The sequence below is a fragment of the Pseudomonadales bacterium genome (genome assembly GCA_041395665.1).
GTDB lineage: Bacteria > Pseudomonadota > Gammaproteobacteria > Pseudomonadales > UBA7239 > UBA7239.
On sequence record JAWLAB010000004.1, the window covers coordinates 130,631 to 146,104 of the forward strand.

The 15,474-nt window shown below is 49.5% G+C and carries 14 protein-coding genes and 1 tRNA gene; 7 read left to right on the forward strand and 8 right to left on the reverse strand.

All coding sequences use genetic code 11. From position 1 onward, the window contains the following. Window positions 1-5: 5 nt before the first annotated feature. The 7 genes from R3E63_07305 (at window position 6) to R3E63_07335 (ending at window position 5,294) form a co-directional block, all read left to right on the forward strand. Window positions 6-950, forward strand: a complete 945-nt coding sequence (locus R3E63_07305; GenBank protein ID MEZ5539744.1) for a TonB family protein — start codon at window positions 6-8, stop codon at window positions 948-950. A gap of 61 nt (window positions 951-1,011) precedes the next feature. Beyond that, complete coding sequence (gene tolB / locus R3E63_07310; GenBank protein ID MEZ5539745.1) at window positions 1,012-2,259, forward strand: Tol-Pal system beta propeller repeat protein TolB; 1,248 nt, start codon at window positions 1,012-1,014, stop codon at window positions 2,257-2,259. An 89-nt stretch (window positions 2,260-2,348) separates the two neighbouring features. Continuing rightward, window positions 2,349-2,858, forward strand: a complete 510-nt coding sequence (pal, locus tag R3E63_07315) for a peptidoglycan-associated lipoprotein Pal (GenBank protein MEZ5539746.1) — start codon at window positions 2,349-2,351, stop codon at window positions 2,856-2,858. A gap of 125 nt (window positions 2,859-2,983) precedes the next feature. Further along, window positions 2,984-3,799 (forward strand): tetratricopeptide repeat protein, encoded by an 816-nt coding sequence (locus R3E63_07320; GenBank protein ID MEZ5539747.1) that lies wholly within the window; start codon window positions 2,984-2,986, stop codon window positions 3,797-3,799. Window positions 3,800-3,817: 18 nt separating this feature from the next. Next, window positions 3,818-4,474, forward strand: a complete 657-nt coding sequence (gene queE, locus R3E63_07325) for a 7-carboxy-7-deazaguanine synthase QueE (GenBank protein MEZ5539748.1) — start codon at window positions 3,818-3,820, stop codon at window positions 4,472-4,474. Next, complete coding sequence (queC, locus tag R3E63_07330) at window positions 4,464-5,168, forward strand: 7-cyano-7-deazaguanine synthase QueC (GenBank protein ID MEZ5539749.1); 705 nt, start codon at window positions 4,464-4,466, stop codon at window positions 5,166-5,168. The genes queE and queC overlap by 11 nt, the downstream gene beginning before the upstream one ends. 50 nt (window positions 5,169-5,218) lie before the next feature. Next, a tRNA-Lys gene (locus tag R3E63_07335) sits at window positions 5,219-5,294 on the forward strand. Between the two features lie 189 nt (window positions 5,295-5,483). On the opposite strand, the gene R3E63_07340 is transcribed toward R3E63_07335, so the two are convergent. The 8 genes from R3E63_07340 to R3E63_07375 form a co-directional block, all read right to left on the reverse strand. Beyond that, window positions 5,484-6,965, reverse strand: a complete 1,482-nt coding sequence (locus tag R3E63_07340; protein ID MEZ5539750.1) for a radical SAM protein — start codon at window positions 6,963-6,965, stop codon at window positions 5,484-5,486. Window positions 6,966-7,133: 168 nt separating this feature from the next. After that, a complete protein-coding gene (locus R3E63_07345; GenBank protein ID MEZ5539751.1) occupies window positions 7,134-8,465 on the reverse strand; it encodes a radical SAM protein in 1,332 nt (443 codons plus the stop codon). A gap of 129 nt (window positions 8,466-8,594) precedes the next feature. Then, window positions 8,595-10,721: a methylmalonyl-CoA mutase gene (gene scpA / locus R3E63_07350; GenBank protein ID MEZ5539752.1), complete on the reverse strand. Its 2,127-nt coding sequence runs from the start codon at window positions 10,719-10,721 to the stop codon at window positions 8,595-8,597. Window positions 10,722-10,742: 21 nt separating this feature from the next. Then, a complete protein-coding gene (mce, locus tag R3E63_07355; protein ID MEZ5539753.1) occupies window positions 10,743-11,159 on the reverse strand; it encodes a methylmalonyl-CoA epimerase in 417 nt (138 codons plus the stop codon). An 82-nt stretch (window positions 11,160-11,241) separates the two neighbouring features. Then, the gene (locus tag R3E63_07360) at window positions 11,242-11,673 is read right to left on the reverse strand and encodes a type II toxin-antitoxin system VapC family toxin (GenBank protein MEZ5539754.1); all 432 of its coding nucleotides are present in this window, start codon (window positions 11,671-11,673) and stop codon (window positions 11,242-11,244) included. A 1-nt stretch (window position 11,674) separates the two neighbouring features. Beyond that, window positions 11,675-11,926 (reverse strand): type II toxin-antitoxin system VapB family antitoxin, encoded by a 252-nt coding sequence (gene vapB / locus R3E63_07365; GenBank protein ID MEZ5539755.1) that lies wholly within the window; start codon window positions 11,924-11,926, stop codon window positions 11,675-11,677. 99 nt (window positions 11,927-12,025) lie between these two features. Continuing rightward, window positions 12,026-12,541 (reverse strand): hypothetical protein, encoded by a 516-nt coding sequence (locus R3E63_07370; GenBank protein ID MEZ5539756.1) that lies wholly within the window; start codon window positions 12,539-12,541, stop codon window positions 12,026-12,028. Beyond that, window positions 12,538-15,333 carry a valine--tRNA ligase gene (locus R3E63_07375; GenBank protein MEZ5539757.1) on the reverse strand — a complete coding sequence of 932 codons (2,796 nt, stop codon included), beginning with the start codon at window positions 15,331-15,333 and terminating at the stop codon, window positions 12,538-12,540. Before R3E63_07375 ends, R3E63_07370 begins: the two co-directional genes overlap by 4 nt. Window positions 15,334-15,474 lie beyond the last annotated feature (141 nt).

The window sequence follows — 15,474 nt, forward strand, 5'->3', positions numbered from 1 at the left end:
CCCTCGTGTCTGATGTGCGCAATGAAGGCTTAGCTCGCCCTTTGGGGATGAGCGTCGGCCTGCACATTATTTTGGTTTTTCTGTTGATGGGCGGCTGGTTCTTGCACAAAGAACAAAAGGCGATGGCGCCGCCTGCCATGATGAAAGCCGCCTTGGTGTATGCACCAAAATCCACCATGCCGCAGCAGCGCACGCAGACGCAAAGGCAAGAAAAAAGTAAGCCGCAGCCCGAGCCGCCTAAACCAGAACCACCTAAACCTGAGCCGCCTAAGCCCGAGCCACCCAAGCCTGAAGTGGTAAAACCCAAAGAAAAACCGCCAGAAGTGAAGCCGGTAGATAAACCATCGCCTGTGGTGGTGAAGCCTGAGCCGCCGAAGCCAGAACCTAAAAAAGCGGAGCCTAAAAAAACGGAACCTAAAAAAGTTGAGACTAAAAAAGCAGAACCTAAGAAAGTCGAACCCAAGAAAGTAGAGACAAAAAAGCAGCCAGAAAAGAAACCTGAGCCACCGAAACAAGATGCAAAACAAGCAGCTAAGAAACAGGCAGCGCAGTCCGCTATTCAGAAAGAAAAGCTCAGTAAAGAGGCTGACATGGCATTGCAAGCCATGCTTAATGATGAAGACATTACGCGCACCGGTGAACTGAGTGCAGAACAGCTGGGTAAATGGGTGGGCTTGATTGCTGATCGCATTGAAAGTAATTGGAATCGCCCGCCCAATGCACGCCCTGGCATGGTGGTCATTTTGCGTATTCAACTGTCGGGTACAGGTTTGGTTGAAAATGTCACGGTTGTGCAAAGCAGTGGCGACCGAGCATTTGATTTGGCTGCTGAAGCGGCTGTGCGAAAAGTTGAGACATTCAAAGATATAACCGACAAAATGAAGCCAGAAGAACTTAAAATGTTCCGCGATTTCGATCTCAAATTTGATCCTCAAGATCTTCTTATGTAAGAGGCTGTGCCGATATGAATAAAATTACTATGAAAAAATTGCTGCCGGTTTTTTATTTTTATTGGCTTGCAGCGTAGTCAATGCACAGCGCTTGACCATCAATATTGATAAAGGCGGTCGCAATCCAACGCCGATTGCTGTTATTCCTTTTTCTTGGAGTGGTGCAGGTTTTAGCGGTGATCAAGTGGCAGAAATTGTTTCCAGTGATTTGTATCGCAGCGGCCAATTTAAGCCTATCGAAAAACAAAATATGTTGTCGTTCCCACATTCGGAATCGGAAGTGGTGTACCGCGATTGGCGCATGACAGGTGCGGAGTATTTGGTAACGGGTCAGTTGTCGCCACTGGGTAATGGAGGTTTTGCGGCCAACTTTATTTTGTGTGATGTGAATGGTCAGAAAGTGATGTTCAGCAAGACCATTCAGGGTGGACCGAATAACTTGCGTGATCTCTCGCATTACATCAGCGATCAAGTGTATGAAACGCTGACCGGTTTTCGTGGAGTTTTCCAAACACGCGTTGTTTATGTGGGCGGTGGTGTTGGCAATGTAAAACTGTATATGGCGGATCAAGACGGTGCGCGTGAGCAAGTGTTGATGACCAGTACAGAGCCTGTGTTGTCGCCGGATTGGTCGCCCGATGGTAAGCAAATTGTGTATGTGTCTTTTGAAGGCGGTCGTCCTGGCATTTATATGCAAACACTGGCAACAGGCCGCCGTGAACGCTTGACTAGCTTCCCTGGGTTGAACGGTGCGCCTTCATTTTCACCGGATGGCCGCAGCTTGGCGATTTGCTTATCCAAAGGCGGTAACCCCGATATCTATGTCATGGATATTGCCAGCCGGCAGCTGCGCCAGATGACGAACCACCCTGGCATTGATACCGAACCTAGCTGGACTGCTGATGGCAGTGCCATCATTTTTACCTCCAGTCGCGGCGGTAAACCGCAGTTGTACAAGGTTTCTGTGGGTGGAGGTCAGACGGAGCGCGTGACCTACGAGGGTGATTACAACGCACATGGCCGCATGAGTAAGGATGGTAAGTTGTATTCGTTTATCCATCGCCGTGACGGTGTGTTTCACACGGCCGTACAGGATGTGAAATCAGGCCGTGTCACTGTATTAACGCAAACCAGTTTGGATGAGTCACCAGCGTTGGCACCTAACGGTCGCATGATCATGTATGCCACCAAGCGCGGTGGCCGCTCGGTGTTGTCTACCGTATCGGTTGATGGTGGTGTACAAGTGACTGTGCCGGTAAACAATGCCGATGTGCGCGAGCCGGCTTGGGGGCCATTTCGCACACCTTAATTTTTAGAAGCGCGATTCAAATTTGAGATGCTATAATCGCGCCCGTTGTAATTTTTCTTATTTTTCACTCGCTTACGAAGGAAATAGTTATGTCAATTATGCAAAAAATTCTCGGTGTAGTTTTCGCCGTTCTTTTAGTGGCTGGTTGCTCTAGCCAACAGAGCAGTGAAGAAGGTGACGGTTCTGCGAATGGCAGCAGTGGCATGGATGGTTTGAGCGGTGCGGATACTCGCGGTATTGGTTCTGGTAGTGGTGATTGGGGTTCTGTTTCTGATCAATACGGCAATGTGGTGTATTTCGAATTCGATAGTGCCAACATTCAACCAGCTTCTGAAGAAATGTTGAACGCATACAGCGAATTACTGAAAAGCTCTGGTCAACATGCCGTATTGCAAGGCAATACCGACGAGCGCGGTACTCGTGAGTACAACATGGCACTCGGTGAGCGCCGTGGCAAATCAGTGGCCGACTATCTGTCTATGCGTGGCGTAAGCTCTAGCCAATTGGAAGTGGTGAGCTTTGGCGAAGAGCGTCCTGCTGTTGAAGGCAGTGATGAATTTGCGTACAGCAAAAATCGTCGCGTAGAAATCGTTAAATAAAAACGCCAATTTTTTTGGTGGTCAGTGTAAAAGCTGACAAAAAGGGTCAGCGTCAGGCTGGCCTTTTTTGTTTTTTAGCAACGCAATTTGTTTCGATATTGATTTATATCCTTGGAGATAAATCCATGAGCAAGATAAAAAAAATAGCAGTGATGGTTAGTGTTTTGTCGTTCTGCCAAGTTGCATTGGCTGCACCAGCACAAGTGGTTGACCTCAGTACGCAGCAACAACGAGCAACGGTAAGCAACGGTAATAGCTCTGCAATCAGTGCAACGACTGATGCGCAAACGTATGGCACAGAACAAAATGTTTCGAGTTCCAGCGTTTCTAGCGGCACTGTCAATAATGGCGGTGACGCGAGTAGTGGCAGTTTGTTTATGCAAGTACAGCAACTGCGTGATGAAGTGGCTAATTTGCGCGGGCAGTTGGAAGAGCAGCAGCACGCGATTGATAACTTGAGCAAACAGCAAATGGCGATGGCACAAGGTGCGGCAAATGCAGCTTCTACAAGCAATGACGCGAGTGTCGGTGCCAGCACGGCAACCACAATGAATAGCAACGCGCCTGCAGTCAATAATGATGGGCAAGCAGAATACGATGCGGCATACAGTTTGTTGAAAAACAAAGAAAATGATAAAGCAGGTGCCGCTTTTCAAGGAATTACTCAGCAATATCCCAACAGTAATTACGCGGGTAGCTCACTGTTTTGGTTGGGTTTTATTTATCAAACAAAGGGCGATATGGATGGCTCGGCCAAAGCGTTTTCCTCACTGATTGAACGCTTTCCCAATCACAGTAAAGCTGATGATGCGCGATACAACTTGGGCAAAATTTATAATCAGCAAGGAAAAACTGAACAGGCGAGATCTTTGCTGAAATCGGTAGCAGCGGGTAATTCTAAGTCGGCGCCTTTAGCAAAAAGTTATCTTGAATCTATGTAACTGTTTCAGATTGTTGTTGTGAATACCTCTGAAAAAACATTGCGTATCAGCGAGATTTTTTTCTCGCTACAAGGTGAAACACGCACCGTCGGTTTGCCAACAGTTTTTGTGCGTCTCACCGGCTGCCCGCTGCGCTGTGTGTACTGCGATACCGCTTACGCATTTGAAGGCGGGCAGTTGATGTCTCTGGATGCTATTGTTACGGCGGTGGCAGAATATCAGCCGCATTTTGTTACCGTAACGGGCGGCGAGCCGTTAGCGCAGCCCAACGCGATTCCTTTGTTAAAAATGTTGTGCGATGCGGGTTACGCAGTTTCTTTGGAAACAGGCGGCGCGATGGTGATTGATGAAGTCGATACGCGTGTTTCGCGCGTACTGGATTTGAAAACGCCAGCATCGGGTGAGTTGTCGCGCAATCGCTATGAAAACATCGTGCAGTTGACAAGCAATGATCAAATCAAATTTGTGTTGTGTGATCGCACTGATTACGAATGGGCGCGTATGCAAATTGATCAATACCAACTGCAAGATAAAGTGAGCGAGATTTTATTTTCGCCATCGTTTGGTCAGTTGTCGTATCGCGATTTAGCCGATTGGATCATCGCGGATAACTTACCCGTGCGTATGCAGTTGCAGTTACACAAAATTATTTGGGGTGACGAGCGTGGTCGCTGACAATTCGCCGCAAAAAAAAGCCGTGATCTTGGTTTCCGGTGGATTGGATTCATCCACGGTATTGGCGATGGCGCGCGAGCAAGGGTATGACTGTTATACCTTGGCGTTTGATTACGGTCAGCGTCACTGCTCCGAATTGGCGGCGGCAGAAAAAGTATCAACGGCTGGTGGTGCAATCACGCACAAAGTCGTCACGCTGGATCTTTCTACGATCGGCGGCTCTGCGCTCACCGACGAAAGTATTGCTGTGCCAACGGATGCCAGTGAAGGTATTCCTGTTACTTATGTGCCGGCGCGCAACACGGTGTTTTTGTCGATTGCGCTGGGTTGGGCAGAAGTATTGGATGCGCGTGATATTTTTATCGGCGTGAACGCGGTGGATTACTCCGGTTATCCCGATTGCCGCCCTGCGTACATCGAGGCTTTTCAGAACTTGGCAAATCTTGCCACCAAGGCGGGTGTGGAAGGACGCACGATCACCATACACGCGCCGCTACTGCACATGAGCAAGGCTGCCATCATCCAAGCAGGCAACCGCTTGGGCGTGGATTACGCGCAAACCGTGTCGTGTTATCAGGCCGATATCAGCGGCGCCGCTTGCGGTGTTTGTGATAGCTGCCGCTTGCGTCGCGAAGGGTTTCAGGATGCAGGTATTGCCGATCCAACGCGCTATCAATCGCTAATAAAAGCGTAAAAAAAACTTGTTTTTTTGTGCTCAGACATTAAGATAAGCGCCTCTTTCGAGGGTCGTTAGCTCAGTCGGTAGAGCAGTTGGCTTTTAACCAATTGGTCGATGGTTCGAATCCATCACGACCCACCATTCCCCCATATCGCAACATACCAAGAAAACCCTAAAGCCTGCATTTGCGGGCTTTTTTGTGCCTTTTTGATACCTAAACGCTCTTAGCTGTACCGTGACAGCACAACCAAAATGGGGGCACAATTGGGGGCATATTGAGGGGTTGGGGGTATCTTTGGGGGTATCCCAAAGGATTGGGGGTATCTTGGCTTAAGTAACAAGAATCCGCAGGAAAACTTTAAGGCTTCTGAGCAGTGCTTTGAAATTCCAATGGCGCAGTATTTTGATTATGCGTCGTGGTGAAAAATAAAAACGAATATTGGCAATGCGCAGTGTGTGCGCCAGGGGATAGTTATACGATTGCTGATACCAAGATTGTGAATTGCGATAAGTGCCAGAGTCAATTTGGCTTAATCTTGTGGTGACTTCTGCGTTTTCTCTCATAGCAAGATCATAAAGCGGCGTACCAAATTGCGGTACGACAGAGAAAAAGAAAGCCAGCGTGAGGTCGCTATTGATAGCAAAATCTATCGTTGCTTTTATTTCTTCTCGTGTTTCTGTGGGGAAGCCGAGCATAAAAAAGCCAGTGATTTGAATATTGCGCTTGCCAAATAGTGCGATGGCGCGGCGCGTTTTTTCAATGTCCAGATGTTTTTCAACAAGGTTTTGCAGACGCGGGGTTACAGTTTCCACAGCAATACACACGGCGTAAGTGCCGGCGTCACACAGCGCCGTAATGACTTCTTCATCGAGAATGTCGGCGCGGAGCCCATTAGGAAAGGCGAATTTTAATTTTCCAGGCCAGCGGCGCTGCACCTCTCCCATGATGGCTTTCAGGCGCGGTTTGTGTAGATTAAAAATATCATCAACAATTTGAAATTCATCAACGCCGTATTGCTCGTGCAGTCTTTCTATTTCAGCAATGACATAGTCAACACTGTGATAGACAAATTTCTTGGAAAAAATATCGTGGCAGTAATTGCACAGATAGGGGCAGCCACGCGATGTAAACAACATTGCGTAGCGTTTCCCTTTTAGATTAGCAGCCATATTGGGCTCGATGGCGTAGGCGTCAAGGTTGACCATGTCCCATGCTGGCGGAGGTAGGCTATCTAAGTCATTGATTTGATCTTGTTTTGTTGAAATATAAACGGAGCCATCTTCGCGTCGAAAAGATAGTCCCAAAATTTTCTCGTCGACGGTTCTATTTTGTGCGAGGCGCTCTAATGCTTCTGGAAAAGAGTAGTCAGCGGCACCCTCGAAAACCCAATCAATGTTCTCGTCATTGAGAATGGTTGGTGCATTTTTTAGTGCATAGGGGCCGCCAAACGCAGTGACGATAGAAGGGCGAAATTGTTTAACAATTTTTGCAATACAGTGCCCTGCATACGCTTCATAATTCAGTGCTGAAAAACCCACAATATCCGGCTCATATTCTTCGAGAGTGCTCAGAATTTTTTCTGGTTCCATGCGGTGCAGCTTCATGTCGATCATGCGTATTTCCGCAAAATCGCCAAGCACTTCTCGGATGCTAGAGGCTATGTAAAGTAAGCCAAGTGGTGGTGCTTGCAGCGGTGCTGCAATTTGTTGATAAGGTTTTAAAAGTAGTACGCGTAGTTTACGCTGTGGTGTTGCAGCTGGCTGGTTGTATGAGTGATCGGAGCTAATGAGTTGAGCTGAATGTGCGTTCATTGGAAATATCTCATTATCCATGCACAATCATTTTGAAAAAACCAAGGGCATTTTTCAGAACCAGCCGAAAGCTCAGGTGCTTAATCAGCAAATACATTCGCTTAGGTGACAAATAAAACCGTAAGTTTGCACTGCGTAATAAATTGAGAGCTTGTGCCCATATGCACTTCAGTACCAAGAGTTTGTGAAATAGCGGGTGGATTCAATTTGACTCATTTGATGGGTTACATCGGCATTTTCTTGCATAGCAAGATCGTACATAGGGGTTCCTGGTTGGGGGGTGACAAAGAAGAAGTAGGCGAGAGTTAGCCTGCTGTTTATGGCAAATGCAATGGTTTTTTTTATTTCTTCGGGTGTCTCTGTGGGAAAGCCAAGCATAAAAAAACCATTCACTTGTATATTGCGTTTACTTAATAATGTAATGGCTTGACAGGTTTTTTCTATGTCTAGATTTTTTTCCACTAATTGTTGCAGGCGTGGGGTGACGGTTTCAATCGCTATGCAGACAAGATAGGTGCCTGCATTAGCTAATGCGTCGATGACTTCTTTATCAAGAATGTCTGCGCGCAAGCCGTTGGGGAAGGCAAATTTTAATTTTCCTGGCCAGCGGCGAGTGACCTCTCCCATAATGGCTTTGAGTCGTGGTTTGTGGAGATTAAAAATATCATCAACAATATGAAACTCATCAACGCCATATTGTTCGTATAAACGCTCTATTTCTGCAATAACATAATCAACGCTGTGGTAAACAAATTTTTTTGAGAATAGATCGTGACAATAGTTGCACAGGTAGGGGCAGCCACGCGATGTAAATAGCAAAGCGTAGCGTTTCCCTCGTAAGTTGTGTGCCATATTAGGAGCCTTAGCATAGGCGTCTAGCTGAATCATATTCCATGCTGGTGGCACTAAGCTATCAAGGTCGTTGATTTGGTCTTGGCGTGCTGAAAGACAAATAGAGCCATCGGGATGGCGAAATGACATGCCTAGAATGGACTCGTTAGGAGCTTGTCCTTGGGCCAAAAGCATTAAAGCTTGTGGAAGTGTTCTATCGGCAGCGCCTTCAAAAACCCAATCAATATTGGGGTCTTGTAAAATTTGTTCTGTATTTTTTAATGCATATGGTCCGCCAAATACAGTAATGATATTGGGATTTGTTGCCTTGATGTGTTTTGCTAGCGCATGCCCAGCATAAGCCTCACAGTTAAGAGCAGAGATACCTACAACATCTGGTTGAAATTCTTGCAGTATTGAATCTATCGCGTTGTTTTCCATTTGCTGCAATTTCATATCCAAAACACGGACTTCAATGTGTTCGCCTAAGGTTGCTCGTATATTGGATGCGAGATACAGCAGACCAATCGGTGGAGCATGAGTAGGCCCGGGAATAAGTTGGTAAGGTTTTACCAGCAGAACTTTTAATGAGCGAACAATGGGTAAATTGGCTGTGTTCTTGCTATCAATGGTGGTGGAGTGGATGACTCTGGCGGCTAAAGCTTTCACAGTTGCGCTCGCATAGAAGTATTTCTTGTTGTTGCTGATAATCCTACCGCAGCGGTGGCATTTTTTCCTCTTAAATAAAAGCCCACTTTCAGTGGGCTTTTTCTGGGGGTTGGTTTCTGATAATTGGCTTTAGCTCCTAATCGCCGCCAACACTTCTTTTGCCGCCACGGGGATTTGTGTGCCGGGGCCAAACACACACTTCACGCCGGCGTTGAACAGGAAGTCGTAATCCTGTTTGGGGATTACACCGCCCGCGATGACGATGATGTCATCCGCGCCGAGTTTTTTCAGTTCAGCGATCAGTTCCGGCACCAGCGTTTTGTGGCCAGCGGCTTGTGATGAACAGCCGACGATGTGCACATCGTTTTCCACGGCTTGTTTGGCGACTTCTGCCGGTGTGGAGAACATCGGTGACAGGTCGATATCGAAGCCCAAATCCGCAAACGCGGTGGCGATCACTTTCGCGCCGCGATCGTGACCATCTTGACCCATTTTGCACACCAGCATGCGCGGGCGGCGCCCGTTTTTATCGGCAAATTGTTTCACTTCTTCGACGATATTTTGCCAATCCTGATCCATTTGATATGCGCCTCCGTAAACGCCGGAAATCGTGCGGGCTTGTGCGTTGTAGCGACCGAATTCTTTTTCCAGCGCAAATGAAATTTCACCCACAGTAGCGCGTGCGCGCGTGGCTTGTACGGCTAGATCCAATAAGTTGCCGTTGCCAGTTTTTGCAGCTTCCGTCAGTTGATTGAGGATGGCTTCGACTTTGGCGTTGTCGCGCTTAGCTTTGAGATCGTTCAAGCGTTTGATTTGCGATTCGCGCACGGCGACATTGTCGATTTCTAAAATTTCAACATCGTCTTCTTTGGCGAGTTTGTATTTGTTCACGCCGACGATGACATCTTCGCCGCGATCAATACGCGCCTGTTTTTTCGCTGCGGATTCTTCGATGCGCATTTTTGGCAAACCGGATTCCACCGCTTTCGCCATGCCGCCTTTGCTTTCGATTTCTTCGATCAGCGCCCACGCTTTGTCAGCCAATTCTTGCGTCAGGCTTTCCATCATGTATGAGCCGCCCCACGGGTCAACCACATTACAGATGCCAGTTTCTTCTTGGATGATGAGCTGCGTGTTGCGCGCAATGCGGGCCGAGAATTCCGTCGGCAGGGCGATGGCTTCATCGAGCGCGTTGGTGTGCAGCGATTGTGTGCCGCCGAACACGGCTGCCATCGCTTCGATGGTGGTGCGCACCACATTGTTGTACGGGTCTTGCTCGGTCAAAGACCAACCGGAAGTCTGGCTGTGTGTGCGCAGCATTTTCGAGCGCGCGTCTTTCGGGTTGAACTCGCTGACGATGCGCGACCACAACAAGCGGCCTGCACGCAGCTTGGCGATTTCCATGTAGAAGTTCATGGAGATGCCCCAGAAGAACGACAGACGACCAGCGAAAGCGTCGATATCCAAGCCCGCAGCGAGTGCAGTGCGGATGTATTCCTTGCCGTCAGCCAGTGTGTAAGCCAACTCCAGCGCAGCGTCGGCACCCGCTTCTTGAATGTGATAGCCGGAGATGGAAATGGTGTTGAACTTCGGCAGGTTTTTTGAACAGTAGGCGATGATGTCGCCGATGATTTTCATGGAAGGTGCAGGCGGGTAGATGTAGGTGTTGCGCACCATGAATTCTTTCAGGATGTCGTTTTGGATCGTGCCAGCCAACTGGTCTTGCGTCACACCTTGTTCTTCGGCGGCGATGATGTAGCCCGCCAACACTGGCAGTACCGCGCCGTTCATGGTCATCGACACCGAGACTTTGTCGAGTGGGATGCTGTCGAACAACACTTTCATGTCTTCCACGGAATCAATCGCCACACCGGCTTTGCCGACATCGCCCGTCACACGCGGGTGATCCGAGTCATAGCCTCGGTGGGTGGCGAGGTCAAACGCCACGGAAACACCTTGCCCGCCCGCTGCCAAAGCTTTGCGGTAGAAGGCGTTGGATTCTTCAGCGGTGGAGAAGCCCGCGTACTGGCGAATTGTCCACGGCTTGCCGGCGTACATGGTGGCTTGCGGGCCGCGCAAGAACGGCTCGAAGCCGGGGAGCGTGTTGGCGTTGGGTAGGCTGGCGGTATCCGCTGCCGTGTACAGCGGCTTCAGCGTGATGCCTTCAGGAGTTTCGGTATTCAGGCTATCCAGCGGCTTACCTTTCAGTTGTTTTTCAACGGAGGCTTGCCAATCAGCGATGGTTTTGTTGCTCATAAGATAGGTTCCAGAAAAAAATCAGTGGTGGTCGTCAGCGGGCTGGTTAATTTCAATCAGCACGCCATCGCAGCATTTGGGGTGGATAAAAATCACTTGGCAGCCGTGTGCGCCAGGGGTCGGTGCATCAGAGAGGAATTGGTAGCCCTTGCTTTGCAGCATCGCCACATCTTCCAGAATGTTGTCGGAGCGGAAGCAGATGTGGTGAATGCCGCCTTTGCCGTTTTTCTCGAGGTATTTCGCAATCGGGCCTTCGCCGTTCAGCGGGTGCACCAACTCAATTTGCGTGCCGGCAATGGGGAAAAACGCCGTGGTGGTTTTCGCGGCTGGCACATCTTCCGTGCCGTTAAAGGTGAGGCCGAAGTCTTCCAGAAAGCGGCTGATGGCTTTTTGCAGATCAGGAACAGCGATGGCGATATGGTCGAGATGGGTAATCATCAGAGCCTCAGAAGAAGTGGGGGAGCCACAAAAGGAGGCGGTATTTTAGCGGGGTGCGGTAGGGCGGGCTAGTCGGAAATATTCAGGTTTGGTAAGTGCCGACAGATTCGTGCACTTGCGTTACCCAGTTTTCCACTCGCAAGTTGGGATAGCCCAGAAAATCTTGCTCATTGTTGGTGACGAGCGTGAGGTTGAGGCTCAAGGCGTGAGCTGCAATTAGGCGATCCAGCGCATTGCGCTGCCGATCGCGCACTGCAGCGCGCAGGATGCCGTAGCTCTCTGCTTCCTGATTGCCAAAAGGTAAGGCGGGAATCATCTCCAGCAAGCCTGCCAATGCCTGTTCATTCTGTTGGCGAGTGGCGGCGTGCATTTCCACGCCAGCGCGTAGCTCGGCCAGCGTCACCACAGACATCATCGCTTCGCCGCAGTAAAGGCTTTCCAGCCGGTGTAACACTTCCGGTGGGTGACGACGGATCAGGTAGATGCAGATATTGGTGTCCAGCAGGTAGCGCATGTCACCAGCCCGCACGATCGGTTTCAGGTTCGGCGGGTGGTCGCCCGTTTGCCAGAAAGTCAGCACTGAAAGCGGCGAGTTTTGCCTGTAGCCCATGCAGTTTTTGTTGGCGCAATGGGCGGATCACCAGTTCATTGCCACGGCGTTCGATTTCCACGTCCTGCAAGGTATCTGGGAAATTCAATTCCTTAGGGATGCGCACGGCTTGAGAATTGCCGCTTTTGAAAACGCGAGTTTGCATGGTGTTGCTCACTGAATATGTATATCCAGTATATACATGATGAGATAAATATAACAGCAGAGCGCGGCAGGGCGGCTAGCCGGATTGGCGTCTGATAGGTTCACTCAGCCCTCACTGCTTTTTAAGCTGCCACGGATATTTGTCCGCCATCACATCGCCAAAATACAGCACACCGGCGTTGCGCCACGCATCTAAGACGATGCCATTTTTCCAATCGTCACCTTTACGCGTGATGACAATAGCGTTGTGCTCTAGCAGTTGTTTTGGGCGTGCTTGCACGCGATACATTTGCCAATACGGTGAGAGCTGCGGTTGCACGGCAACGGCGAGATCTTTTGCATAGTGAAAACACAAGCCCCGCGGTTTGATGCCAGAGTTCACTTCAATGTTGTGCAGCCAAGGCGCTAGCGTAACGCCGTATTCTGTGCGCAATTGCTCGGCGCGATTGACAGCGGTTTCTGCCAACTGTTGTGCAGCTTGTGGCGTGCTGTTGGGCGCGAGTTGCCTCAGTTCTATGGCTAAAGTTTGTATGCGCTGCTCTTTTTCTGTGTGTGTTTCTACGCGATGCGCACAGCCACAGAGAAAAACACAGAAAAGCGTCAGCGCAAACAGCTTTAACCCATTCACAGTGCTTGAATAACACCCATTTGTTCGCGCAATTTTTGCAACGAGCGCTCGTTGTCTGCCAATTTTTCGCGCTCTTTGGCAATCACTTCTGGCGGTGCTTTGGTGACAAAGCTGTCGTTCGATAATTTGCCTTGCTGTCGTTCGCAATCTTTTTGCAGTTTGTCGATTTCTTTTTGCAGTCGCGCAAGCTCTGCGTTTTTATCAATCAAATCACTCATCGGAATCAAAATTTCTAGCGTGCCGACCAGTGCAGTTGCTGCCAAGGGTGCTGCCGCGTCAGCCGTCAACCATTCGATGCTGGCGATATTGGCAAGCTTCATCAAAAATAATTGGTTGTCGGCGAGGCGTGTGCGGTCTTGTGCGTCACCATTGCGCAGCAGAACTGGCAGCGGTTTGCCCGGAGCGATATTCATTTCACCGCGAATATTGCGAATGCCGAGGATGACTTGTTGCAACCAAGCGATATCCGCTTCTGCTTGTGCATCGGTTTTCTGTTCATTGGCTTGTGGATAGCGCGCTAACATAATGCTATTGCCTGCTGCTCCAGCTAATACTTTTACGCGCTGCCAAATTTCTTCGGTGATGAAAGGCATCATTGGATGCATCAAACGCAAGCTGGCTTCTAAAACGCGAATCAGTGTGCGACGAGTGCCGCGTTTTTGTGCTTCGCTGGCGTTGGCATCATTCAAAACGGGTTTCGATAATTCCAAATACCAGTCGCAGTATTCATTCCAGAAGAAGTCGTACACCGCTTGCGTGGCGAGATCAAAACGGAATTGTGCAATCGCTGCAGCAATCGTTTTCTCAGCTTGCTGTAAGCGCGATACAATCCAGCGATCTGCTAAAGACAGCGTGTAATCCGTTGATCCGTCCTGTGCGCAATTTTGCTCTTCGCAATTCATCAACACATAGCGCGAAGCATTCCAAATTTTGTTGCAGAAGTTGCGGAAGCCTTCGATGCGACCGACATCAAATTTAATATCGCGTCCGGTAGAAGCGAGCGATAAAAAGGTGAAGCGCAGCGCGTCGGTGCCGTAGGCGTTGAGGCCGTCTGGAAATTCTTTGCGCGTGGCTTTTTCAATTTTTTCTGCCAGTTGCGGCTGCATCATGCCGGTGGTGCGTTTGGCGACCAGTGCTTCCAGCTCAATGCCGTCAATCAAGTCGATAGGGTCTAACACATTGCCTTTCGACTTGGACATTTTTTGTCCTTGTGCGTCGCGCACCAAGCCGTGTACATATACAGTTTTGAATGGCACTTGCGGCGTACCGTCATCATTTTTCATGAAGTGCGTCGTCATCATGATCATACGCGCAACCCAGAAGAAAATGATGTCAAAGCCGGTGACTAACACATCGGTCGGGTGGAAAGTTTTTAATTCAGGCGTGTTGTTTGGCCAGCCGAGCGTGGAGAAAGTCCACAGTGCAGAAGAAAACCAGGTGTCGAGTACATCGTCGTCTTGGCGCAGTGCAATGTCATTGCCGAGTGCGTGCTTGGCGCGCACTTCTTGTTCGTTACGGCCGACAAAAACATTGCCGTTATCGTCATACCACGCAGGAATGCGATGCCCCCACCACAGCTGGCGCGAGATACACCAATCTTGAATATCGCGCATCCAAGAAAAATACATATTTTCGTATTGCTTGGGCACGAATTGAATGCGTCCGTCTTCAACGGCGGCGATGGCTTCTTTTGCCAGTGGTTGTGTGGAGACATACCACTGATCCGTGAGCCAAGGCTCGATAACTACGCCTGAACGATCACCGCGCGGCACTTTTAAAGTGTGCGGTTCAATTTTTTCTAACCAACCTTCGGTTTCTGCTTGTGCGACAATTTTTTTGCGTGCAGAAAAACGATCCAACTGTTGATAGTCGTCAGGAATGCCGAGATCTGCTGCACAAACCGCAGCGTCGCGATCAAAAATATTGAACAGCGGTAAGTTGTGGCGTTTACCGACTTCGTAATCATTAAAATCATGCGCGGGTGTAATTTTGACAACGCCGGTGCCGAATTCTTTATCGACATAATCGTCAGCGATGATGGGTACTAAGCGACCCGTAATCGGCAACTTCACTTGTTTGCCGATCAAATGTTTATAACGATCATCTTCAGGATGCACAGCGACAGCAGAATCACCCAGCATGGTTTCTGGGCGTGTGGTGGCGACAACCAGTACATCGTTAGTGCCATCGACGGGATAACGCAAATGCCACAGCGAACCTTTTTCTTCTTCGCTGATCACTTCCAAATCAGAAATCGCGGTGTGAAGTTTTGGATCCCAATTCACGAGGCGCTTGCCGCGATAAATCAAACCGTCTTCATGCAAGCGCACAAACGCTTCTTTAACGGCTTCGGATAAACCGTCGTCCATCGTGAAGCGTTCGCGCGACCAATCAACCGATGAACCGAGACGGCGAATTTGTTGCGTGATAGTGCCGCCGCTTTGCGCTTTCCACTCCCACACTTTTTCCAAAAACTTGTCGCGGCCGAGATCGTGGCGCGTGATGTTTTGCGCAGCGAGTTGTCGCTCCACCACCATTTGCGTTGCGATGCCGGCGTGGTCCGTGCCTGGCTGCCAAAGCGTGTTGCAGCCCAGCATGCGGTGGTAGCGGGTGAGGGTGTCCATCACCGCGTTGTTGAAGCCGTGACCCATGTGCAGGCTGCCGGTGACATTCGGCGGCGGAATCATGATGGTGTAGGGCGAACCCACGCCGGAAGGCTGGAAATAGCCCTGTGTTTCCCACTCGTTGTACCAGCGGGTTTCAATGGCGTGAGGTTGGTAGGTTTTATCCATGGCGATAACGGCAAAAAAAGCAGAAAAATGGCCGCCGATTATACAGGGGGATGGGCGGCAGAATGGCGCGGGTAGGTGTAGTGTGTTAGGTTTTGAGCATTCCTATGGGCTGCAGCAGTGCAGTGTGAGCCACGATTTTGA

Bases quoted from the DNA above. Each gene is read 5' to 3' on its own strand.
- R3E63_07360 (MEZ5539754.1), bottom strand. From the start codon at position 11,673: ATGCGCTACCTGCTGGACACCAATATCTGCATCTACCTGATCCGTCGT.
- mce (MEZ5539753.1), bottom strand. From the start codon at position 11,159: ATGATTACCCATCTCGACCATATCGCCATCGCTGTTCCTGATCTGCAA.
- pal (MEZ5539746.1), top strand. From the start codon at position 2,349: ATGTCAATTATGCAAAAAATTCTCGGTGTAGTTTTCGCCGTTCTTTTA.
- R3E63_07320 (MEZ5539747.1), top strand. From the start codon at position 2,984: ATGAGCAAGATAAAAAAAATAGCAGTGATGGTTAGTGTTTTGTCGTTC.
- R3E63_07340 (MEZ5539750.1), bottom strand. From the start codon at position 6,965: ATGAACGCACATTCAGCTCAACTCATTAGCTCCGATCACTCATACAAC.
- scpA (MEZ5539752.1), bottom strand. From the start codon at position 10,721: ATGAGCAACAAAACCATCGCTGATTGGCAAGCCTCCGTTGAAAAACAA.
- R3E63_07375 (MEZ5539757.1), bottom strand. From the start codon at position 15,333: ATGGATAAAACCTACCAACCTCACGCCATTGAAACCCGCTGGTACAAC.